Source organism: Segatella copri (assembly GCF_019127135.1).
Lineage (GTDB): Bacteria > Bacteroidota > Bacteroidia > Bacteroidales > Bacteroidaceae > Prevotella.
On the sequence record NZ_JAHOEA010000001.1, the window covers coordinates 32343 to 56707 of the forward strand.

The following is a 24365-nucleotide window of genomic DNA, read 5'->3' on the forward strand; positions in this document are numbered from 1 at the left end:
TCTAGTCAAGAATATTCTTGATAAAAGATAAGCGTATGATATTACAGATAGATGATACTGCGGACGAGATTTACTTTCCCGATCCGCATTATGGCGATGAGGATGGATGCTTTGCGATTGGTGGCGATTTGAGTATCGACCGCCTGTTGCTGGCTTATAGCAATGGCATCTTTCCCTGGTATAGTTTCCGTGACCAGCCTGAAATACTCTGGTTCTGTCCGATGAAGCGTTTCGTCATCTTCCCTGATGAAATCCACATCAGTCATTCCATGCGTACCCTGATGAGGAAGAACCGATACAGCGTAGGAATCAACGAAGATTTCGATGGCGTGATACGGGGATGCAGCAAGACCAACGGACGGTATTGGGAAGATGGCGCATGGCTGGGCGAGAACATCATCCAGGCATTTACTGCCCTCCATAAGCAGGGCTTTGCGGCGAGCGTAGAGGTATGGGATAATGAAACCGATGAACTGGTGGGTGGACTTTATGGTGTCACCATCGGCAAGGTTTTTATCGGAGAAAGCATGTTCTCCAGGGTTCCGTCAGCTTCTAAGATTGCCCTCATCTTCCTTGCCAGATACTTGCAGGAGCACGGTGGCAAGATGATAGATTGTCAGTTGGAGACTCCTCATCTCAAATCGATGGGTGGCAGATATATTTCTTACGAGGAATATATGAAGATTATGAACGAAGAATAAGAGATGTTCTTCTCGGAATAGAAGAACATCTTCTTTTGAATAAAAAATAAAGGCTAGGTTCCCGGAATCGTGAACCTAGCCTTTGTTATTATCTGGCTTTTTGCTTTTTATTAGAATATCGGTGTGCCGATGCAGCCGTTAGGTGCCTGAATATGCAGCATCGCACAAACGGTAGCGGCAATATCTGTCATATAGTGAGGCTGGGCACTCTCGCCGTGCTGGATGCCCCAACCCATAAACAGGCAAGGAATATGGATATCGTATGGATTCCATGCTCCGTGGGTAGTTCCCTTGCTGCTGTAATAATCGTAGTGACCTGGTTTCAGTACAATCTGAACACCTCCGCTGCGCTCGCGGTTGTAACCGTTGATGGCACGGAACTTCAGCTCTTCAGGGATGCTCTCGATAGAGGTCTTCTCCATGTCGAAGGCATAGTGCACGTCCTTGTCTTTCTTCAGTCTGTCTACTACCACCTGCTTGATGGCTGCGTAATCCAGACCGAGTTCCTCGATGATGTCTGTATTGAAGAATACCTGATAGTTCATAATGGTCTTTACTAGGTCCTTGTCGGTGTTGAACTTTGTCTTCAGACTCTTGTTCAATTCATCTACCAGTCCCTTCTTGTTCCAGATGCCGGCAGGGATTCGCTGATCCTGCAGGAAGGTAGCGTTGTTCACGCCTCCATGGTCGGCGGTGAGGAAGGTGAGATAATTTCCCTTGCCTACGGTCTGGTCGAGATAAGCGAAGAAATCTGCCAATGCCTTATCTAATCTGAGATAGCAATCTTCTGTTTCGATGGCGTTCACGCCCACCTGATGACCGATGTAATCGGTGCTGGAACAGCTGATGGTCAGCAAATCAGTATCTGTGTTTCTACCCAGATTTTCTCCCTCAATGGCTGCCTTGGCAATATCGAAAGTCAGGTTGCAGCCGAATGGGGTATTGCGGAGAATCTTGTAACCATGCTTTTTATATAAGGTAGGCAGATCGAGTGGCAATACTGCCTTTTCGCCTTCAACAATTCCATTCTCGTAGTTGTTGTCATCGCTGGTGCTCTCCTTGTAGGAATCGATAGGGTAGAGCGTCTCCCATTTCTTGGAAAGATACTTGTTTGGGAGTTTCTGCTTGTTGAACTTGTTCACCCACTCAGGCAACTTATCCATATAGAAAGTACTGGTGATGAACTTGCCCGACTTGTCATCAAACCAGAAAGCGCCATTGGCGTGATGGCCCGCAGGGAGGATGGATGCTCTGTCTTTCAAGGCTACACCAATCACCTTAGAGCGGTTGTTGGTAGCCAGACGAAGTTCATCGCCGATGGTGGTTACCCACAGATTGCGAGGCGACATCTTGCCAGCCTTGCTGTCAGAACCTACCGGGTTGACGGTATCATCAGCAGTACAGTACACAACCTTTCCATCCTTCACGAAGTTATTTCCAGCGATTCCGTGGATAGAAGGAACGGAACCGGTCCAGATAGAAGTGTGGCCGATGGCTGTAACCGAAGGGATGTAAGGAATCTTGCAGTTTTCTACGCTGAATCCTTCTCCGAGCATTCTCTTGAATCCGCCTTCGCCGTAGCGGGCGTAGTAGCGATAGAGATAATCCCATCGCATCTGGTCGATAACGATGCCTACAACGAGCTTAGGGCGTTGAGGCTGAGCCTGTGTAATGCCGCAGAAGCAGCAGAGCACGAAGATGAGTTTGATAATCTTATTCATAGTCAAAATGTCTTTTTTATACATAACCATTCAGTATTGTATATTGCAATTCGGTTGCAAAGATACAACTTATTTTGGTATTTAACGATAAAAAAGACGATTTTTACCCAAACTTCTCATGGCGTTCAATACAGCCAGTACCGTAACACCTACATCGGCAAAGACAGCCATCCACATGGTGCCGAGACCGATGGTGGCGAGAATCAGTACGGCAACCTTTACTCCGATGGCAAACACCACGTTCTCGTGAGCGATATGAATGGTTCTTCTGGCTATCTTTACGGCAAGGGCAATCTTTCTAGGGTCATCATCCATCAGTACTACATCGGCAGCTTCGATGGCTGCATCGCTACCCAGTCCACCCATGGCAATGCCCACATCGGCACGCTTCAATACAGGGGCATCGTTGATGCCATCGCCTACATAAGCGAGCGTCTTGCCTGCCAGTTTTGTCTTCAGCAGTTGTTCTACATGCGAAACCTTATCGGTTGGCAGCAGTTCTGCGCGGCACTCGTCCAGTCCCAGTTTGTGGGCAACATCTTCTCCTACTTCTCTGCGGTCGCCCGTCAGCATTACCGTTTTCTCTACTCCCAGTTCTTTCAGCTCTCTGATGGCATGGGCGCTTCCTTCCTTAAGGGTGTCGTTGATCACAATATGTCCCGCGTACTTGCCATCAATGGCGACGTGGATGATGGTTCCCACCTGGTTGCAGTCGTGCCATTGGGCACCGATGCTTTCCATCATCTTCTTGTTGCCCACGCAAACCAACTTTCCGTTCACTTGGGCACGGATACCCTGTCCTGCAATCTCCTCTACAGCGGTCACCTCGCAGCCATCCGTTGCTTCTTGCGGGAAGGCAGTCCGCAGGGCTGCTCCGATAGGATGAGTGGTGAAATGCTCGGCATGAGCTGCCAGATGAAGCAGGATTTTCTCCTTGTCAGAATATTCGCCAATATGTACATTATCTGCATCGTGGGATGAATGGTCTGGGCAGGAATCATCAGCATGGACAGCTGCCACGGCAAACTCTCCGTGGGTCAGAGTACCGGTTTTGTCGAACACAACGGTTCCCACCTTGGCTAAAGCATCCATATAGTTGCTGCCCTTGATGAGAATACCATTCCGGGAAGCTCCGCCGATGCCGCCAAAGAAGGTGAGGGGCACGCTGATGACCAGGGCGCAAGGACAGGAAACTACCAGGAATATCAAGGCGCGGTTGAGCCATAATGGGAAGTTCTCGCCAAAGGTTCCTTCACCTACGATTCCTGTTGCTGCCAGGAATGGAGGAATAACCGCCAGGGCAATGGCTGCGAAAACAACGATAGGAGTATAGACTCGGGCGAAACGGGTGATGAAAGCCTCGCTCTTCGACTTGTTTTTGTCTGCACTCTCTACCAGCGCAATAATCTTGGATACGGTACTTTCGCCAAAACTCTTGGTGGCGCGTACACGAACTACTCCTGAAAGGTTGATGCAACCGGACATGATAGTATCGCCTTCATTCAAATCCCGTGGCATACTCTCACCTGTCAGGGCAATGGTATTCAAGGCTGAGCTTCCCTCAACAACAATACCATCCAAAGGCACCTTCTCTCCCGGACGGATTACGATAGTTTCTCCTATCTTGACGTCTTCCGGCGAAACCGACTCTACTTTTCCGTTTCTTTCAACATTCGCCACGTCTGGTCGGATATTCATCAGATGTGAAATGCTGTCACGGCTCTTTCCTTCCGCATATCCTTCGAAGAGTTCTCCCACCTGAAAGAAGAGCATCACAAAGACTGCCTCCGGGAATTCTGTATCTGATCCTGGGAAGAATCCGATGCAAAGTGCTCCGATGGTTGCAATAGCCATCAGGAAGTTTTCGTTAAACATATCGCCCTTGGCAATACCTTCTGCAGCTTCGCCCAGCGTCTCGTGTCCTATTAATAAATAAGGAATGAGATAGACGAGGAGCAACTGCCAGGTAGCCAGACTGTATTCCTTTTCGATGAAAACGGCTGTTATCAGGAGAATAACAGTTACACCGATAAGAATGAGTTTGGATTTCAAACCGCCTTCTTCATGATGATGGTGGCAACCGCACCCCTGGTGCTCATGTTCTTCCGTGCCGCATGAGCAATCATGATGATGTTCGTGAGAATTTTCACAATGGCATTCATGATGATGTTCGTGAGAATGTTTCATTTCTTCCATAATTTTGCAATACTTTTAGTTCTATATACCCCGGAACATTCAGTTCCTTTTTCTATTTCGGTTGCAAAATTACGAAAAGGTTTCTGCAACTTGGTTGCAAAAGCTCCAAATCGCCCTCTTAATGTTTTTTTGTTTACGCAAAAACAAATAGACCAAATTCAAGCAAACCAGCAACGAAAAAAGCAGTTAAGCACTTTCTGCTTAACTGCTTGATTTTCAACGTGGACCAGCTAGGGCTTGAACCTAGGACCTCCAGATTATGAGTCTGTTGCTCTAACCAACTGAGCTACAAGTCCATTGAATTTTTATTAAATTCGAGTGCAAAGATACTAGATTTTGGGCAAATAACCAAATAAAATCTTAAAAATTTTCTTAGAATCAGAAAAATAGCGTATCTTTGCACCAAATTATGTGCGCACACGTGCGTATGTACTTATTAATCGTACAAAAAAGAAAAAGAATTTCTATTCAGAAATGGACATAGACAAAAATAAAAGAATCGGTCTTACCGATGAACAAGTTAAACAGAGTAGGGAACAGCATGGCAAGAACGTGCTTACCCCTCCTCAACGTACTTCATTATGGAAATTGTATTTGGATAAATATCGCGACCCGATTATCCAGATACTTCTTGTGGCGGCTTTTGTATCCCTTATCCTTGCTTTTATCGAAAAGAATTTCATGGAGACCATCGGTATCTTCGTGGCTGTTTTCCTTGCTACTACCGTAGGTTTCTATTTTGAGCGCGATGCGGCTAAGAAGTTTAATCTGCTCACGGCGCTCAGCGAAGAGCAGCCGGTTAAGGTGCGCCGCAATGGTAAGGTGATGGAGATTCCGCGCCACGATGTGGTGGTGGGAGATGTAGTGCTCGTGGAAGTGGGTGACGAGGTGCCTGCCGATGGCGAACTCATCGTCTGCAACGACCTGCAGATTAATGAATCTGCCCTTACGGGCGAACCGGTTGCCGAGAAATCTCTGGAAGGCGGTGGCGATGGAGCCTATCCTCGCAACGTCATCCTCCGTTCTACCATGGTGATGAATGGCAGGGGCGAGTTCGTGGTTACTGCCGTGGGCGATGCTACCGAGATTGGTAAGGTGGCGAAGAAATCTACTGAGCAGACTTCGGTGGAGACACCGCTTCACATGCAGCTCGACAAGTTGGCTAAGATGATTTCCAAGGTGGGCTCCGTAGTATCTGTGGCAGCCTTCTTCATCTTCCTGATTCACGATATCCTCACCAATCCGGCATGGGGCGGCAAGGATTATTTCTATATGGCAGAAATCGTGCTGAAATACTTCATGATGGCTGTTACCCTGATTGTGATGGCGGTGCCGGAGGGATTGCCGATGGCGATTACCCTTTCTCTGGCGCTCAACATGCGAAGGATGCTGAAGTCGAACAATCTGGTGCGCAAGCTTCATGCCTGCGAAACCATGGGTGCCGTTACCGTGATCTGTACCGATAAAACCGGTACGCTTACCCAGAACAAGATGCAGGTGAGTGCCCTGGAACTCAAGCAGGGTGATGAGACGTTGCTCGATACTGCCATTGCCCTCAACTCTACAGCTGAGTTGAATGACGGCAAACCTATCGGAAACCCTACCGAGTCGGCTCTCCTGCTCTGGCTCGATGCCCAGGGCAAGGATTATGAAGAACTCCGCAAGCAGGTGAACGTGCTCAAGCAGTTGCCTTTCTCTACCGAGAGAAAGATGATGGCAACCTTGGCAGAAGTTGATGGCGAGACCTATCTCTTCGTGAAGGGTGCGCCTGAAATCGTGATGAAGAAATGCATCATCGAAGATAGAATGCAGAGACAGTCAGCCGAAGAACTCGATGAGTGGCAGCATAAGGCTATGAGAACCCTGGCGTTCGCCTATAAGAAGATAGAAGCTTCTATTATGAGAACTTCCAGAACCTCTACTGCCGAAGTGGTAGCACTTCTCGATGCCAACGACCTTCAGCTGCAGGCCATTGCAGCCATTACCGATCCTATCCGTCCGGATGTTCCTGCCGCCGTGCAGGAGTGCCGCCATGCGGGTATCGAGGTGAAGGTGGTTACGGGTGATACGGCTGCCACCGCCTTGGAGATAGGCAAGCAGATAGGTGTCTTCGAAGATGAACCTGAGAATATCGGAGCTGATGGCTCTCTGACCTCGCTCGACCAGCAGATGATTACGGGTGAACAGTGGGAGGCTCTTTCTGACGAAGAGGCTTACGAACGGGCGAAGGATATCCGTGTGATGAGCCGTGCCCGTCCTACCGATAAGCAGCGACTGGTGGCCATGCTCCAGAAGCGTGGCGAGGTGGTTGCCGTAACAGGCGACGGTACCAACGATGCTCCAGCGCTTCACTATGCCCATGTGGGCTTGTCGCTGGGTTCGGGAACTTCCGTGGCTAAGGAGGCTTCGGATATGACCCTGCTCGATGATTCCTTCAAGTCTATCGCCAACGCCGTGATGTGGGGACGCTCGCTCTATCGCAACCTGCAGCGCTTCCTCTTCTTCCAGTTGGTAGTAAACGTGGCAGCCCTCCTGCTGGTGCTTGGCGGCTCAGTTATCGGAACTGAAATGCCGTTGACGGTAACCCAGATTCTCTGGGTGAACCTTATCATGGATACCTTCGCAGCCTTGGCACTTGCCTCATTGCCTCCATCTCACGAGGTGATGAAGGATAAACCACGCAAGGCATCCGATTTCATCATCAACAAGAGCATCGGTTTCGGTATCCTGTTCTGCGGCATCGTCTTCTTCCTCGTTATGTTTGCCCTGCTGGTTTACTGCGAGCGCAGAGGCAAGGGTGGAGTAGATGTGCATGAGCTGACCATGTTCTTCACCACCTTCGTGATGATACAGTTCTGGAACCTCTTCAATGCCAAGGCGCTGATGAGTCATCACACCGCTTTCCGCCATTTCCTGAAGGATAAGGGAATGATTCTGGTGCTTGTACTGGTATTGGTGGGTCAGTGGATCATCGTAACCTTCGGTGGCGAAATGTTCCGCACCACACCATTGTCGCTCCACGAGTGGCTGCTCATTATCGGCTCAACCTCCGTTGTTCTTTGGGCGGGCGAGCTGTGGAGAACTTTTAAGAGAATGATAGCAAAGAGAAGATAATCCATCGAAATTCTTCTTATATGAATGATAAAGACAGTATGAATACAATACATTATAACGATACCGTGCAGTTGCAGCCTTGTGTGGCAACCATCGGTTTCTTCGATGGGGTGCATCGGGGACATCAGTTCCTGATTCATCATCTCGTAGAGACGGCACGAAAGGATGGCTTGCAATCCACCGTCATCACTTTTGATGCGCATCCCCGCAAGGTATTGCAGGCGGATTACCAGCCAGAGATGCTGAGTACGCTCGATTCCAAGTTGCTGCTGCTTTCGAAGACGGAAGTGGATAATGCCGTGGTGCTGCATTTCGACAAGGCGATGGCTGCGATGTCGGCAAGAGAGTTTATGCAGCAGGTGCTCCACGACCATCTCAACGTAAGGAAACTCTTCATCGGCTACGACCATCGCTTCGGTCACAACCGCGAGGAGACTTTCGAAGATTACGTGCGCTATGGCAAGGAGATGGGCATCGAGGTAATCAGGAACGAAGCCTTCCAGATAGATGGCATCAACATCTCTTCTTCTGTAATCCGCTCTTTCCTGAAAGAGGGAGAAGTGGAGATGGCAGCCCGGTGCCTCGGTTTCCCTTATACCCTCATCGGAAAGGTGGTGAATGGATTCCACGAAGGCAGAAAGCTCGGCTTCCCTACAGCCAATCTCGACATCTCGCACTTCGGACAGATGATTCCTGCCCCTGGCGTCTATGCCGTAAGGGTAAGACTGGAGAATACGGTGGAATGGAAGCGGGGAATGATGAATGTGGGCAATCGCCCAACCTTCAATGGCAGACAACTGACGCTAGAGACGCACATCTTCAATTTCGACGGGGATATTTATGACCAACTCTTGCTCGTAAGCTTCGTGAAGCGAATAAGGGGCGAACAGAAGTTTGACAGTCCCGAGGAATTGGCGGCGCAGCTGAAAGAGGATGAGCAGACCATGCTGGATCTCTTTGAAAAGGAAGCGGAATGATAGCGAGAATGCTATTAACTATAAACGATTAATTATAAACAGTAAAAGCAATGGCAAAGATTAATTTAAAGAGAGGTTTGACGGATATCGTCCTCTACCTGATTATATTTATAGTAGTACAGATTATCGTGATGTATGCTGGCGTAGGAATCTGGGCGGGCATTAAGGGCGAAGGTTACCAAGCAACGCTCCTGGCTATCAGTTCGGGCAGCAATCCTATCCTGACGGCGCTTACCTCAGCGTTCAGCAACGTTATCACCCTCGTCATCTTCCTGAAGACGAAGTGGACACCGCTGACCCGCGATTATCTGCTTTCCAAGCCTTGGACAACGCTTCTCTGGGTGGCATTGTTCACTCTGGGAACCATCATTCCTCTGGAGCTCATATATGAGCAGATAGGCATCGAGATGGACGAGAATACCGAGCAGATATTCGCATCGCTCATGAAGGAGCCTTGGGGCTATGTGGCTATCGGCGTTCTGGCGCCTTTTGCTGAGGAGGTTGTGTTCCGTGGAGCCGTTCTCCGCACCCTACTGGGTCTTATGAGCAAGAAGAACCATTGGGTAGCCATCATGATTTCGGCTGCCATCTTCGGTCTGGCTCACGCCAACGTAGCGCAGTTTGTCAATGCCCTCCTGCTGGGCTTACTCCTGGGTTGGATGTATTATCGCACCAAGAGTCTTGTTCCGGGCATCCTGCTCCACTGGGTGAATAATACGATGGCGTATGTCCTATCCAATATCATGCCTCAGAGCGATGGCAAACTCATCGACCTCTTCCATGGCGATGAGAAGACCATGTATTATGCCGTAGGCTTCTCTCTCTGCATCATGATTCCTAGTTTCATACAGATGATTATCAGATTAAAGAAGGTGAAGGCTTAAGAGATAAATAAACGAGTAAAAAGGTTACCTGGATGGGTAGCCTTTTTTCAGATATATAAGTAGATTTTATGAAGATTATAGAAAGCAGTATCATAGGAAAGAAGAGCCCTGAGGCTTGTGAGGATGGAATGGTAGTTACTGATGATTTCATCGCAGTGATTGATGGCAGTACGAGCAAGACGCCGAAGCATCTCAATCCTGATATGAAGAACGGAAGATACGCCATGATGCTTATCTCGGAATATATTCGTGAGGAGTTGAAAGCGGATGCCTCGGTAGATGATTTCTGTCAGGGCGTGACAGCCTATATATATAATAAGGTGTATGAAAAGCTAGGGGTGGAAGAGCGGTTGAAGGAGCATCCGGAAGAGCGGCTTACCGCCTCGGCTATCCTTTATAGCCGGATAAGGAATGAGGTTTGGATGGTGGGCGATTGCCAGGCCATCATCAATGGAAAGCTTTATGAGAACGGCAAGCCTTATGAGCAGGAGATTGCCAGAAAGAGGGTAGAACTGATAGAGCAGGGCCTTTCGCCTGCTGAGGCTAGAAAGCAGATTGAACCATTGCTTATCAAGGCGATGCTTTCGGGGCAGAACCAGACCTATACGGTTATTGATGGATTTCCTATCTATCGGGAGGGAGTGAAGGTTGTCTCTGTTTCAGATTCTTGTTCTGTTCAAGATTCTGTTCCAGCATCAGATTCTGTTTCTGCATCAGGTACAATTTCTGTCTCTTCCTCCGAGATTGTATTGGCGAGCGATGGCTATCCGTTCCTGAAGCCAACCTTGGCAGCGAGCGAGGCGGCATTGGCAGAGCAGATTGCCAACGACCCTCAGAACATCCATTCCTTTATCGCCACCAAGGGCATCGTAGAGGGCAATAAGAGCTTTGATGATAGAACTTATATTCGATTTTCGCCAGAAAAATAAAACACGGACAAATTGAATTTGTCCGGCTCGCTTGTCTGGCAGCTTGTAACTGTCAAATAATCAGAGATTTATAAGTCGCCGGACAATTTGTCCGGACAAATTCAATTTGTCCGTGTTATTTTTTTAGCATGAATTTGTAAAGAAAAGCAAGGATTTCCATCCGGCAAGCGATGTGTTCTCAAGAAGAAAACGATGAGTTCCAACCCGAGAAACGGTGAGTTTCGGGGGAGAAAACTATGAGCTAGTATTTTTAACAAAGGGGCAAAGGGTTAACAGGTTAACAGTTAACAGCTGTTTTTTGCATCCTCCCCCTCTCCCATACCTTATATTATATATAAATATATATACTTATTATTATATGCGAGTGGGGGAAAGTATACATTTTGGGCTGTTAACTGTTAACCCTGTTAACCCCCATCAGAAAAAAAGTACTCTCTCAAGAGTCTTTCTTAAGCATGTTAAGTGTCTTATATAGAGGCAAGTAAGAGTCATCAATGATGACCGGAAAGAGGCTTCAATGAAGCCTCGAAGTGGCAATAAATTGAGTCACTTGTCTATTCTTTATCATACGCTTGCGTGCAAAATATATAAAATAAGTAAGGGCTGCCAGTACATCCTGGCAGCCCTATTACGTTAGTATGTTATGAAAAATTTGAGAGAATTGAAACTTCACAGCTTCAGAATTGTTTTACTAAACATGATTTTTTATAGAGAAAGCATAGAAATAATCTACTTTAATAACGTTGGAGACGTTGTTGGAGTGCTTACCTGATCGATGCCTGTGCGTTGCATAGAATCTACTGAGGCAGAATCTCCCATGGCTACGGACACGCCCTTGCCACTCTTGATGTATCCTACGTTTTCAACAGAATCAATGTCATTGCTCTGGAAAGGAACTTGAGCTGCATTGCCCAATGTCAGGATGATAGCTACCACGGCAGCAGCCTTGAAGAGAGGCTTCAGGCGCTCTGTCAATGAAACGACCTTTGCCTTGTTAGGCTTCTTGGTGTATTCATCCTCAATCAACGCCATCATCTTCTGGTCGAAGTCATCACCCAGCGCCTCTTGCTTAGCCTCGCCCATCTCGTAAGAGAAGAGCGCTTGGTATGGCTTCAGCTCGGCAGGCAACTCGTCCTGGCTGAAGAATGCGCGGAGAATCTCCTCTTCTTCGAGAGAAGTCTCGCCCTTCCAGTAGCGATCCAAAAGTTGGTTGATGTACTTATAATCCATATCTGTCGAATTGTTGAAATCTTTGTTTGACTGTTTGACGAGCCCTGAAGATGTTCACCTTGACCTGATCTTCCGTGATGCTGAGGATGTCTGCTATCTCCTTGTAGGATTTTCCTTCGATGTCTCGAAGCTGCAGACAGCTGCGCTGCTTTTCAGGCAACTCGTCGATAATATTCCTTACGATGTCCAGTTTGTCTTTCTGAATCATCCTTTCGGAGGGGGTAGAAGTGTTTTCGTCTAACCTTTCTGTATTCTGCTCTTCCAGCGAATCATTCTGATTTTCCATCTTCTTGATGCGGTCGAGCGAGAGGTTGCGGGCGATGGTGAGGCTGTATGCCTCGATGGAGTCAAGCTCCTGCCATCTGTCGCGGGCGTTCCAGACTTTAATCAGCGTATCCTGCACAACGTCTTCCGCTTCCTCCCGGTTGAGAGTAATGCGAAGGGCCAGTCTGAAGAGTTTGTTCTTCAGCGGCAAAACATCGTTTTGGAAACTGATTTCTTTCATCCCTCTATAATTAATGACGACTATGTTATAAGAAAGTTACAACCAATCTTGATTTATTTCTATTTTTAACTCTTGTTAAGAAAAAAGGTGATGAATTCTTCACTCTTCACTCTTTGTTCTTCACTTAATCACCGTTCCGTGCTTTCCGTCGATGGCGGTAGCAAGGGTGATAATCACCTCTTTCACACCAGCATCAATGGCTGCAAGGGCATTCTCCAACTTAGGAATCATGCCGCCTGCCACGGTACCATCTGCTTTATATCTCTCAAAATCGGCATGGGTAATTACTGGAATCACGCTGTCGTCATCCTCAGGATTACTGAGCACGCCTTTCTTTTCAAAACTATATATCAATGTCACATCGTAGTAAGGAGCCAGAGCCTTGGCTGTCTCGCTGGCTATGGTGTCGGCATTGGTGTTGAGGATATTGCCCTTGCCGTCATGGGTCAATGGGGCCATCACTGGAGTAATGCCTTCATTTATAAGGGTCTGGAGCATCTTGCCGTTGGCACGCTCTACATCGCCCACGAATCCGAAGTCGATACCGTCCTTCAACGGACGCTTGTGACTGTGGATTACGTCCATATCAGCACCGGTCAGACCGAGAGCATTCACGCCGTTAGCCTGGAGCTTGGCAACCAGGTTCTTGTTGACCAGACCGCCATAAACCATTGTTACCACTTCCAGCATGTCTGCATCGGTGATACGGCGTCCGTTTACCATCTTGCTCTCTATGCCGAGGGCTGCAGCTACCTTAGTGGCACGGCGGCCACCGCCATGTACCAATACTTTCTTGCCAGGGATGGCTGCGAAATCCTTCAAGAGCTGTGCCAGCTGTTCGCTGTCTTCAACGATGGCACCGCCTACCTTTACTACTGTTACTTTTTCCATCTTTAAGTTTAGTTTATAGTTTATAGTTAATAGTTTATAGGGCAATCTTGCTGTAAACTATTAACTATCAACTGTTAATTCTTATTGAAGATAAGTGTATCCGAAGAGACCATTGCGATAGGTGCCCAAGAATTCCTTGCCTTCATCGAGCGAAATCTTGCCTTCCTTCACACTCTTGGTTACCCACTGCTCCAACTGGCGGACGAGCTTCTTCGGATTGTACTGTACGTAATCCAATACCTCCTCTACGGTTTCGCCATCGAATATCTGGTCGATGCAATATTTGCCGTCCTTTACAGAGATGTGGGCAGCATTGGTGTCGCCGAAGAGATTGTGCATGTCGCCCAGAATCTCCTGGTAGGCACCAACGAGGAATACACCGAGATAATATGGCTCGTTCTTCTTCAATGGATGAAGAGGAAGAACGTTGCCGATATGTCCGTCGGTAACGAAGTTGGCAATCTTTCCGTCGCTGTCGCAGGTGATGTCCTGCAAGGTGGCGTTGCGGGTAGGACGCTCGTTCAGACGCTGGATAGGCATGATAGGGAAGAGCTGGTCGATGGCCCAACTGTCTGGCAGGCTCTGGAACAGAGAGAAGTTGCAGAAATACTTGTCGGCAAGAATCTTGTCCAGACCTCTAAGCTCTTCTGGTACATGCTTCATGTGCTTGGCAAGATTGTTGATCTCGTGGCACACGCTCCAGTACATTGCCTCAATCTCTGCACGGGTCTTCAGATCTACGATGCCGTGAGAGAAGAGCTGCAATGCCTCTTCGCGAATCTGCTCGGCATCATGCCAGTCTTCCAGCATGTTGCGAGGATTCAGGTTGTCCCATATCTCATAAAGATCCTTCACCAGTTGGTGGTCAGTCTCCTTCGCCTCAAACTCCTCTGGCATTTCTGGCAGGGAAGCTGTCTCCAAGACATCGATAACCAAGACAGAGTGATGGGCAGAGAGCGAGCGGCCGCTCTCGGTGATGAGGTTAGGGTGCTCGATATTGTTCTTGTTGGCTGCATCTACGAATGTATAGACACAGTCGTTCACATACTCCTGGATAGAGTAGTTTACGGAACTCTCGCTGCTTGAAGAGCGGGTGCCGTCGTAATCTACACCGAGTCCGCCACCGCAATCTACGAAATCTACATTGTAACCCATCTTGTGGAGGCTAGTGTAGAACTGGGCAGCCTCACGGAGAGCTGTCTGGATGCGGCGAATCTTGGTAATCTGACTTCCGATATGGAAGTGGATAAGGCGCAGACAGTCGTGGAAACCCATCTCGTCTATCTTCTTGAGGGCTGTGAGCAGTTCTGCGCTGGTCAAACCGAACTTAGATGCATCGCCGCCGCTTTCAGCCCATTTGCCTGAGCCTGAAGAAGCCAGTTTGATGCGGATACCGATGTTTGGCTTTACGTTGAGCTTTTTGGCTACCTTTTCGATGATATCCAGTTCATTGAGCTTTTCTACCACGATAAAGATGCGCTTGCCCATCTTCTGAGCTAGCAAGGCAAGTTCGATGTAACTCTCGTCTTTGTAGCCGTTGCAGATGATGAGCGAGTCGCTCTGTGCCTGTACGGCGATGACGGCGTGGAGTTCAGGCTTAGAGCCAGCCTCCAGTCCGAGATTGAACTTCTTGCCGTGAGAGATAATCTCCTCAACGACCGGCTGCATCTGGTTCACCTTAATAGGATAGATGACAAAGTTTTCTCCCTTGTATCCATACTCTTCTTTTGCCTTTTGAAAACAGCTGGCTGTTTTCTCGATGCGGTTGTCGAGGATGTCTGGGAAACGGAGCAGTACGGGAGCGTTGATGTCGCGTAAAGCCAACTCGTCCATGATGTCGCGCAGGTCTATCTGCGTGTTGTCCTTGCATGGAGTTACATAGACATCACCCTTGTCGTTGATGCCAAAGTAAGAAGTGCCCCAACCACAGATGTTGTAGAGCTCCTTCGAGTCTTCAATATTCCATTTCTTCATTTTCTAATCTTGCTTGCTGGAAATCAGTTTTGTTTGTTACCTTTATTATATATTACTTTATTAGATACGGCTATATGTTCAGCAGGTCTCTGATCTGCCGAACAATAGCGTTGATTTTATCATAATTGTCCATCACGTTGATATCGATGATGTGTTTTGCCTTCTCGTAGTAAGGCTCGCGAAGTTTCAACTGTTCATGGATAAACTTGTCTACCTCTTCCGGTGTTTTGTTGAGCAGCAGAGGGCGTACGCCTTTGCCCATCTTCAGATGAGCGTGAAGGGTCTCTGGAGATGCCTTCAGGTAAAATGTTTCGCCAAGTTGGTTCATGTAGTCCATGTTGTCGAAGAAACATGGTGTTCCTCCGCCGCAACTTACCACTACATTTTCAAACTCTGCCACTTCGTGTAGCATATTGTGCTCTATCTTGCGAAATCCCTCTTCTCCAACTTCGTCGAAGATCTGTTTTACGGTCTTGCGCATTCGGCTCTCGATATACCAGTCGAGATCGTAGAACATAACGCCAAGGTCTTTGGCGAGGGCTTTGCCGACTGTTGTCTTGCCGGCGCCCATGTATCCTATGATGATGATTGACTTCATTTTCTTCTGTTTCTATGTCAATGAGGCATGTTTATGATTTCTTTCTGCCTCTAGCCTTTGGTTCTGGAGCAGCTTTGATAATTTCCATACACTCCTCGTATGTAAGCTCCTCTGCACTCTCATGTTTTGCCTTTGGAATGCGGTAATTCTTGCCGTCGTAAGCAATGTATGGACCATACTTGCCATTGAGAATTTCCATCTTGTCGTCCTCATCGAAGACTTTGAGATGACGCTTCTCTTCGGCTTCGCGCTTTTCCTTGATCAGTTCGATGGCTCTATCCAGGGTGATGGTCAGCGGATCATCCTCCTTTGGAATAGAAACATACTTGCGGTTATGGAGGATGTAAGGGCCGTAGCGACCAGAGCCAACTGTTACAGTAATGCCTTCATAATCACCGAGTTCTCTTGGTAGCTTGAAGAGTTCCAAAGCCTCTTCCAGGGTGATGGTTTCTATGCTCTTGTCTGATGGCAGCTGGGCAAACTGAGGCTTGTCCTTATCCTCAGCAGAACCAATCTGTACCACAGGTCCAAAACGGCCAATCTTGACGAATACTGGTTTTCCTGTCTTTGGATCATTTCCGAGATTGCGCTCGCCGGCTTTGTGCTGGTTGCGTGCTTCCAGAACTTCCTTCACTTCAGGCTCAAAACCCTTGTCGAAATCCTTCATCCAGTTGGTCCATTCGGTCTTTCCTTCTGCAATATCATCAAACTTCTTTTCTACGTCTGCCGTAAAGTTGTAGTTCATGATGTTCGGGAAGTTCTCCATCAGGAAGTCGTTTACTACGATACCGATATCAGTAGGCAGAAGCTTGCCCTTTTCAGAGCCTGCCATCTCTTTCTTCAACTTCTGGGTTATCTTGATGCCCTTCAGGGAATCTATGGTGAATGTGCGCTCTTCGCCCGTCTTGTCACCCTTTACTACGTATTGACGCTGCTGGATGGTACTGATGGTTGGAGCATAGGTAGATGGACGGCCGATGCCGAGATCTTCCAGTTTCTTCACCAGACTGGCCTCGGTGTATCTTGCAGGAGCCAGAGAATACTTCTCTGTAGCAAGGATTCCTCTGCGCTGCAATTCATCGCCTTCTTTCAGGGCTGGAAGAATGTGGGAAGAATCCTCAGCATGCTCTTCATCGTCGGTTGACTCGAGATAAACCTTGAGGAAACCATCGAATGAAACAACCTCGCCGGTAGCAACAAACTTTTCGCTTGTGTTGCCGATATTGATGCTGATGGTTGTCTTTTCGAGCTGTGCATCAGCCATCTGTGATGCGATGGTACGCTTCCAGATGAGTTCGTAAAGTCGCTTCTCCTGAGCGGTTCCTTCGATGGTTGGTTCATTCATGTATGTAGGACGGATAGCCTCGTGCGCTTCCTGTGCACCCTTTGAACTGGTGTGGTAGGCACGAGTCTGGCTGTATTCCTTGCCATATTCTCTGATAATCTCATCTTTGCTGGCGTTGGTACAGAGCGTAGAGAGGTTTACGCTATCGGTTCGCATGTAAGTGATGCGTCCGCTTTCGTAAAGTTTCTGGGCTATCATCATGGTCTGTACAACGGTAAAGCCAAGCTTGCGTGCAGCTTCCTGTTGCAAAGTAGAAGTAGTGAAAGGTGGTGCAGGAGAACGCTTTAAAGGTTTCTTGGTTACAGATTCAACCATAAACTTAGCGTCTTTGCACTTCTCAAGGAAAGCTTCAACCTCTTCGTGGGTATTGAAGCGCTGGTCCAGTTCTGCCTTTACCTCTGTTGCATTGCCGCTGTCGCTGATCAGGGCGAAAATAGCGGTAACGCGATAGTATGGAACACTCTGGAACTTCTGGATTTCACGCTCACGTTCTACTATCAGACGGACAGCAACACTCTGTACACGACCTGCAGAAAGGGCCGGCTTAACCTTTCTCCACAAGATAGGAGAAAGCTTGAAACCTACCAGTCGGTCGAGTACACGACGAGCCTGCTGGGCATTCACCAGGTTCATGTCCAGATGGCGTGGGTTCTTGATTGCGTCAAGAATAGCCTGTTTGGTAATCTCATGGAAGACAATACGGTTTGTCTTCTCCTCATCCAATCCCAGTACTTCGCAAAGGTGCCAGCTGATAGCTTCTCCCTCGCGGTCCTCATCGGATGCTAACCAGATTTTCTTGGCTTTCTTCGCATTCGTTTTCAATTCTGTAACGAGTTTTTTCTTTTCCTCTGGAATCTCATAATCAGGTTCCATGGTTTTCTCGTTTATACTAAGTTCCTTCTTCTTCAGGTCACGGATATGGCCGTAAGAAGACATAACCTTATAGTCCTTACCTAAAAATTCTTCGATCTTTTTAGCCTTCGCAGGGCTCTCGACGATTACTAAATTCTCTTGCATAAGCTTATACACAATTTTTTTCGGTTGGCAAAAGTAAGTAAACTTTTTGCTTATACCTTATTATATGGTGTTTTTTTTGGTTTTTTTAATGTTTGGGAGCCTTATTTGGCTGTGTTGAACCCTTTTTATCCCAATTTTGTTTCCAAATAACGATGGAGCCCCTTGCGTATGGAATCGAATGCAAACTCATCAGGATTGAGCCTGCTCAATGGTATCCAAAATGATTCTTCTGCATCGTCCATTGCTTCTATATGCGTGTCGTCTTTCACCTTCACTTCATAGAACATATCGAGGGTATGAACCATAAAACCTGAGTAAAGGTAGAGATTTGGATAGCTGAACTGATACTTAACCTCGGTTGCATCAAGTCCAGTTTCCTCTTTTACCTCTCTTGCCATACCTTCTTCGCCAGTTTCATCCATGTCTACGAAACCGCCTGGCAAATCGAGTGCTCCTTTGGCAGGGTCTTTCTTTCTCCTTACTACCAGGAGTTCTTCCTTGCTGTTGAGTATGAGAGCTACCGTAGCACTGCTTGGATTGAGGTAATAAGAGAATCCGCAATCCTTACACTTTTTGCTCTTGATGTTGTTGATTTCGAAATGATTAGAGCCGCAAACCGGGCAAAACTGAAACTTATCTAATACGTGACTCATATTATGATTAATGTATAATGATTAATGTATAATGATTAATGTATAATGGAAAAGGATTTATCATCATGTTATAATCGAAAAGCGGCCGGTCTTTGACTGCTGAACAAAGATCGGCCGCTGGTTATCTGATATTTACCAATTATCTGTACGGAATGGGAAGAGAGGCAGATTGCCTGCATTTGCCATATTGCCGAGCTGGAAGTTGCGGAAACAGTAGCGAAGGGCTACTGGTTTCTTTACCTCAGGACTGGTTACGATGATGCACTCATTCCAAGGATCGTTGCCTTCCTGCCAGAAGTGCTTGGCTGTAGCCTTATGGAATACCTTATCTTCGCCTGCAACTTCGAAACCTTCGATACCTTCAAAGCGGTTGTAGGCTCCGTAGGTGTTGTCGAAATGCACCTTTACAGTATCACCTACAATCTTCATCTCCTTGAAGGTCATGCTCTCGCTGAAGAGTCCCTTTATGCCATAGGTCTTGCTGAGTGCCTGGAGTGCAAGGCGTTCGCCTACAGGCTGTTTCTGACATGGATGAATCTGCTCAACCTCGTATGGGTAAACCAGGTCTTCGGTACAGACGATGCCGCTGTTTGGAATCACCTTGGCTGCATTGAACTGCTGTTCACGGAGCTTAGGCCCCCAATCGCCATTTACGTCACCATTATGATAAGGTGCAATCTGTACGAAATAGAATGGCAGTTCGCCCTGCTTGAAGTCTCTGCGCCACTGGGCAACGAGGTCGGCAAGACGTTTGGTATACTGGCCGTTCGGGTCGCCCACGTTAGAACATCCCTGATAGAAGAGAATACCCTTTACGCTATAGTTGAGGATAGGGTGGAAGGTTCCGTTACCCCAGAGAAGAGGGTAGAGGAAATCCCACTTAAACTTAGGGTTCTTGGTCATCTTTACAGAGTCGAGATCTTCCTTGGTGTTCTTCTTCAGGTAGTCGCGGTCGAGCCAGCTTTCTACACGGCTTCCACCCTTGTTTGCCATGACTAGACCTACAGGTACATCGAGTGCCTTGTTTACTACCTGGGCAAAGAAATAGCCAGTGGCAGAAGCATCGCCTACCGTCTCAGGATTGATGGTCTTCCATTCGCAGTTGGCGTCATCAAGAGGTTTGCTGCTCATCACACTAGGAATCTTTACGTAGTGAACTCCCTTGTACTGATTAGCTTCAAGCACCGCCTTGTTGTATCCTTCAACAGGGCAGTTGCCGAATCCCTTTACGGGCATCTCCATGTTGCTCTGACCTGCACAAACCCATACTTCTCCTGCCAACACATTGTTGAGAGTGGTCTTTTCGCCATCATCGAAAGTGATGGAGAGAGGGGCGTAGCTCGCCTTTGGAGTCTGTACTTTGACTGCCCATTTGCCATCTTTTCCGGTCTTTGCCGAATATTTCTGTCCAGACCATGAGGTGGTTACCTCTATGGTAGTTCCTGGCTTGTCCCATCCCCAGAGGTTAGCCTCTGTGTTTTGCTGTAAAATCATGTTGTCACCCAAGATGTGTGGCAACTTTACTTTAGCCTGCGTTCCTGTTGTGATAAGCGCCAAGGCTGCCATTGCTAAAAATTTCTTGTTCATTTTTTAGGGTTTAAAAGTTTATCGTTTATTTGTTCTTAAGTTCCTTGTATGGTTCGTATTTCCGATATTGCCATCTATGTTGTCATAAAAGCAGATACAGAACTGACGTTAAAAAATAAGAGTTAGAAGCAGGAAGATGAAAAGCCGAAACTGTTCTCTCCAAACTTCTAACTCCTGGTTATCTTAAAGAAGGTTCTTGATGGCTGCCTCTATGTCCTTGATCTGTGCATCACGTGCCTGCAGGGTGTTGGTGCGGTCAATCAGGAAGAAGGTAGGAATGCTCTGGACATTGTAGAGAGTCAGACTCTTACCCTGAATGCCATCTTCATCACGTACGCAAATCCAAGGGATGGCAGCGGTAGAGGTCTTCCAGAAGTGCTCGTCAGGGTCTACTGATACCTGGTAAATCTCCAGTCCGGCAGCATGATACTTGTTGTAGAGTTCGCGCAACATCATGATGCGCTTGGTGCTCTCTTTGCTGGCGAAGAGATGGAAGTCGAGTAATACCACCTTGCCCTTGAGGTCGGAGAGACGGCGTATCTGTCCCTTGTTGTCCTGAAGTGCAAGTTCGATGCATCCGTTTACGCTCACCTTGCTGGCCTCAATCTGCTGCTGTGCCATCTGGTTCTCGATGATGCGGATGTCCTTCATTCCCTCGATGGCGATATTGTGGAGGTTCTTGCCACGCTCAGCGCCAGGATAGTAGGTATCCCAACTGGTTGCTACGGCAGCAAATACCTTCACGTCGTCTTTGTTGTTGCGAGGGTTGAAGATAAGTGTATTCACATTGCCCAACTGTACCGTTTGGAAGAGCGCATAGTAAGCGTATGCCTTCATTGGCTCCTTGAATATGTAGTTGGTCTTGATGTCCTGTTTGTAAGCCTGGAGCATGCGGCCTACGATGGATTCGATAGAATCGTTGCCGATGTTAGGATCTTTCACGAGCCCGTTGATATTGCTCTGGAGAGTCATCTGCTTAAGAGACAACTCCTTGATCTTGTTGCAGTTTTCTGAACCTTCCACTTCGTATTTGAAGCTCATCTGCGGATAAGCCGCCTTTACCTTGATGGTTTCTGTTGAATCGATGGAAAGATTGATGGTTTGGTTGGCAATGCGTAAGCGGTAGAACTCTGGGGTAACAGAGTCCATGGCAGCCTCGTCGAAGGCAAAGGCACCATCCTCGCCCAGTTTCACAGAGTCGATTTTCACAGGACCGTTCAGGCTGATGTTCTCCAGATAGAGCATAGAGTCCTGAGCCTCTGTGATATTGCCGGTGATGTGGAATTTCTTGTTGTTACAAGAAGTCAAAGCCAGTGCAGCTACCATAATCGCTGCCACTGAAAAGAGTCTAGTTATCTTCATGAATTTTATTATTTTGCAAAATTATCGAGTGCAAAGATAGTAATAAAATTGCGAATAATGCACCTTCTATAGATAAATTATTTAAAAAAGTGGAAAATAATTGTTGATTTATTCGTTTATTAATTATTAAAGAGGTATCTTTGCAGCGTTTTAGATATTTTAGATGTTAGACAAAACAATAAGTTTTTTAATTTAGATGAACGTAATTACAAAAAGTGTTCAGTTGCCTGATGGAAGAACCATCACAATTGAGACCGGAAAAGTTGCAAAACAGGCTGATGGTGCTGCGGTTCTCCGCATGGGTAACACAGTGCTTCTCGCAACTGTTTGTGCAGCAAAGGATGCAGTTCCGGGTACAGATTTTATGCCTTTGCAAGTAGATTATCGTGAGCAGTACAGTGCTGCAGGTCGTTTCCCTGGTGGTTTCACCAAGCGCGAAGGCAAAGCCAGCGATGAGGAAATCCTTACCTCTCGTCTTGTGGACCGTGCTTTGCGTCCACTTTTCCCTTCTAACTACCATGCAGAAGTTTACGTACAGGTAATGTTGCTCTCAGCCGATGGTGTTGACCAGCCAGATGCCCTCGCAGGTTTCGCTGCTTCAGCTGCCATGGCTTGTTCAGATATTCCTTTCGAGTACTATATCTCTGAGGTTCGTGTAGCTCGTATCAATGGTGAGTATGTTGTAAACCCTACATTCCAGCAGATGGAAGAGGCAGACATGGATATCATGGTTGGTGCTACCAAGGACAATATCATGATGGTAGAAGGTGAAATGAAGGAAGTTTCTGAGCAGGATCTCATTGGTGCCCTCAAGGTGGCTGCCGAGGCTATCAAGCCTATGTGCGAGCTCCAGTATGAGTTGGCTAAGGAGAAGGGTACTGACGTGAAGCGTGAGTATGACCACGAGATCAATGATGAGGAACTCCGTGAGCAGATTAAGACTGAGCTTTACAAGCCAGCTTATGATATCAACCACCAGGCTTTGGAGAAGCATGCACGTCAGGATGCTTTCGACAAGGTTTTGGCTGATTTCCTTGAGAAGTATGACGCTGCTCATACTGATCTTTCTGAGGAAGACTTGGAGGAGAAGCACGCTGAGGCTACCCGTTACTATGATGACGTAATGCGCGATGCTATGCGCCGTTGCATCCTCGATGAGGGCTTGCGTCTTGATGGTCGTGCTACTACAGAAATCCGTCCTATCTGGTGCGAGGTATCTCCACTCCCAATGCCTCACGGAAGCGCTATCTTCCAGCGTGGTGAGACTATGTCTCTCTCTACATGTACTCTTGGTACAAAGATGGATGAGAAGCTTATCGACGGTGTGCTCGAGAAAAGCTACCAGCGCTTCCTCCTTCACTATAACTTCCCTCCATTCTCAACAGGTGAGGCTAAGGCTCAGCGCGGTGTAGGCCGTCGTGAAATTGGTCACGGTCACTTGGCATGGCGTGGTTTGAAGGGTCAGATTCCTGCAGACTTCCCTTACACAGTTCGTTTGGTAAGCCAGATCTTGGAGTCTAACGGTTCTTCTTCTATGGCTACTGTTTGTGCCGGTACTCTCGCCCTGATGGATGCAGGTGTTCCTATGAAGAAGCCAGTTTCTGGTATCGCTATGGGTCTTATCAAGAACCCAGGTGAGGACAAGTACGCTATCCTTAGTGATATCCTCGGTGATGAGGACCACTTGGGTGATATGGACTTCAAGACTACTGGTACCCGCGATGGTTTGACCGCTACACAGATGGATATCAAGTGTGATGGTTTGAGCTTCGAGATTCTTGAGGAGGCTTTGATGCAGGCTAAGGCTGGTCGTGAGCACATCCTCAACTGCATGATGGAGACTATCTCTGAGCCACGTGCAGAGATGAAGCCACAGGTTCCACGTATCGTAGCATTCGATATTCCTAAGGAGTTCATCGGTGCTGTTATCGGTCCTGGTGGTAAGATTATCCAGCAGATGCAGGAGGAAACTGGTGCTACTATCACTATCGAGGAGACTGATGGTAAGGGTCACGTACAGGTATCTGCTCCTAACAAGGATTCTATCGATGCAGCTTTGGCTAAGATCAAGGCTATCGTAGCTGTTCCTGAGGTTGGTGAGGTTTACGAGGGTACTGTTCGTTCTATCATGCCTTACGGTTGCTTCGTAGAGATTCTCCCAGGTAAGGATGGTTTGCTCCACATCTCTGAGATTGATTGGAAGCGTCTTGAGACAGTTGAAGAGGCTGGCATCAAGGAAGGCGACAAGATCAAGGTGAAGTTGATGGAGATTGATCCTAAGACTGGCAAGTACAAGCTCTCTCATCGTGTGTTGATGGAGAAGCCAGAGGGTTATGTAGAGCGTGAGCGTCGTCCACGTCCAGAGCGTGGTGAGCGTCGCGGTCGTCGTGATGACCGTCATGAGGGTCGTGGTGAGCGTCCAGCTCGTCAGCCACGTCGTTACGAGCATCGTAATGATGAGCAGGCTCCTAAGGAGTTCAATGACTCTTTGGATCACAACAATGATGTAGAATAATCTGAGTATTAGACACATTATTATATATAAAGGCACATTCCGCATAGGAATGTGCCTTTTTTTAATAGTACTTTCTCTAATTATTGCCGGATATTGTATTTGTATATGGGAATGGAGAATGTAAAGTGTGGATCATATGGGGATAAACAAAAAGAGTCACAAGTAA

At 47.5% G+C, this 24365-nt stretch carries 17 protein-coding genes and 1 tRNA gene; 6 read left to right on the forward strand and 12 right to left on the reverse strand.

From position 1 onward, the window contains the following. Nucleotides 1-35 precede the first annotated feature (35 nt). Complete coding sequence (gene aat / locus KSW37_RS00115) at nt 36-701, forward strand: leucyl/phenylalanyl-tRNA--protein transferase (protein WP_117694924.1); 666 nt, start codon at nt 36-38, stop codon at nt 699-701. A gap of 110 nt (nt 702-811) precedes the next feature. Here aat and pafA read toward each other — a convergent pair whose 3' ends face one another. The 3 genes from pafA to KSW37_RS00130 form a co-directional block, all read right to left on the reverse strand. Continuing rightward, nucleotides 812-2422: an alkaline phosphatase PafA gene (gene pafA, locus KSW37_RS00120; RefSeq protein WP_217312952.1), complete on the reverse strand. Its 1611-nt coding sequence runs from the start codon at nt 2420-2422 to the stop codon at nt 812-814. Between the two features lie 81 nt (nt 2423-2503). Continuing rightward, on the reverse strand, nt 2504-4474 hold the full coding sequence (locus KSW37_RS00125) for a heavy metal translocating P-type ATPase (RefSeq protein WP_217313023.1): 1971 nt from the start codon (nt 4472-4474) through the stop codon (nt 2504-2506). Between the two features lie 366 nt (nt 4475-4840). Further along, nucleotides 4841-4914: transfer RNA gene (locus KSW37_RS00130), tRNA-Ile, on the reverse strand. 178 nt (nt 4915-5092) lie between these two features. Here KSW37_RS00130 and KSW37_RS00135 point away from each other — a divergent pair. From KSW37_RS00135 to KSW37_RS00150, 4 genes are all read left to right on the forward strand, one after another. Continuing rightward, nucleotides 5093-7732 carry a calcium-translocating P-type ATPase, PMCA-type gene (locus KSW37_RS00135; protein ID WP_217312953.1) on the forward strand — a complete coding sequence of 880 codons (2640 nt, stop codon included), beginning with the start codon at nt 5093-5095 and terminating at the stop codon, nt 7730-7732. 38 nt (nt 7733-7770) lie between these two features. Further along, entirely contained in the window at nt 7771-8709 is a 939-nt protein-coding gene (locus tag KSW37_RS00140) for a bifunctional riboflavin kinase/FAD synthetase (protein WP_217312954.1), read from the forward strand. Nucleotides 8710-8759: 50 nt separating this feature from the next. Then, on the forward strand, nt 8760-9593 hold the full coding sequence (locus KSW37_RS00145; protein WP_217312955.1) for a CPBP family intramembrane glutamic endopeptidase: 834 nt from the start codon (nt 8760-8762) through the stop codon (nt 9591-9593). Nucleotides 9594-9661: 68 nt separating this feature from the next. Then, entirely contained in the window at nt 9662-10522 is an 861-nt protein-coding gene (locus KSW37_RS00150) for a hypothetical protein (RefSeq protein WP_217312956.1), read from the forward strand. Between the two features lie 729 nt (nt 10523-11251). Here the strand turns inward: KSW37_RS00150 and KSW37_RS00155 are convergent. The 9 genes from KSW37_RS00155 to KSW37_RS00195 all read right to left on the reverse strand — a co-directional run bounded on the left by KSW37_RS00155 (nt 11252) and on the right by KSW37_RS00195 (nt 21684). Beyond that, on the reverse strand, nt 11252-11752 hold the full coding sequence (locus KSW37_RS00155; RefSeq protein WP_217312957.1) for a pyruvate ferredoxin oxidoreductase: 501 nt from the start codon (nt 11750-11752) through the stop codon (nt 11252-11254). Next, entirely contained in the window at nt 11742-12257 is a 516-nt protein-coding gene (locus KSW37_RS00160) for an RNA polymerase sigma factor (RefSeq protein WP_117695300.1), read from the reverse strand. The genes KSW37_RS00155 and KSW37_RS00160 overlap by 11 nt, the downstream gene beginning before the upstream one ends. Before the next feature lie 120 nt (nt 12258-12377). Beyond that, nucleotides 12378-13148 carry an acetylglutamate kinase gene (gene argB, locus KSW37_RS00165; RefSeq protein ID WP_006849201.1) on the reverse strand — a complete coding sequence of 257 codons (771 nt, stop codon included), beginning with the start codon at nt 13146-13148 and terminating at the stop codon, nt 12378-12380. Nucleotides 13149-13229: 81 nt separating this feature from the next. After that, on the reverse strand, nt 13230-15122 hold the full coding sequence (gene speA, locus KSW37_RS00170; RefSeq protein WP_217312958.1) for a biosynthetic arginine decarboxylase: 1893 nt from the start codon (nt 15120-15122) through the stop codon (nt 13230-13232). Nucleotides 15123-15192: 70 nt separating this feature from the next. Continuing rightward, a complete protein-coding gene (locus tag KSW37_RS00175) occupies nt 15193-15720 on the reverse strand; it encodes a shikimate kinase (protein ID WP_203055346.1) in 528 nt (175 codons plus the stop codon). A 31-nt stretch (nt 15721-15751) separates the two neighbouring features. Further along, nucleotides 15752-18082 (reverse strand): type I DNA topoisomerase, encoded by a 2331-nt coding sequence (gene topA / locus KSW37_RS00180; protein ID WP_217312959.1) that lies wholly within the window; start codon nt 18080-18082, stop codon nt 15752-15754. A gap of 125 nt (nt 18083-18207) precedes the next feature. After that, nucleotides 18208-18735 carry an NUDIX hydrolase gene (locus KSW37_RS00185; RefSeq protein WP_118200846.1) on the reverse strand — a complete coding sequence of 176 codons (528 nt, stop codon included), beginning with the start codon at nt 18733-18735 and terminating at the stop codon, nt 18208-18210. A 132-nt stretch (nt 18736-18867) separates the two neighbouring features. Then, nucleotides 18868-20322 carry a sialate O-acetylesterase gene (locus KSW37_RS00190; RefSeq protein ID WP_217312960.1) on the reverse strand — a complete coding sequence of 485 codons (1455 nt, stop codon included), beginning with the start codon at nt 20320-20322 and terminating at the stop codon, nt 18868-18870. 183 nt (nt 20323-20505) lie between these two features. Next, nucleotides 20506-21684, reverse strand: coding sequence for a TlpA disulfide reductase family protein (locus tag KSW37_RS00195; RefSeq protein ID WP_217312961.1), 1179 nt, complete (start codon nt 21682-21684; stop codon nt 20506-20508). 196 nt (nt 21685-21880) lie between these two features. Between KSW37_RS00195 and pnp the strand changes: the two genes are divergently transcribed. Further along, entirely contained in the window at nt 21881-24199 is a 2319-nt protein-coding gene (gene pnp / locus KSW37_RS00200; protein WP_217312962.1) for a polyribonucleotide nucleotidyltransferase, read from the forward strand. The last annotated feature ends 166 nt before the right edge of the window (nt 24200-24365 follow it).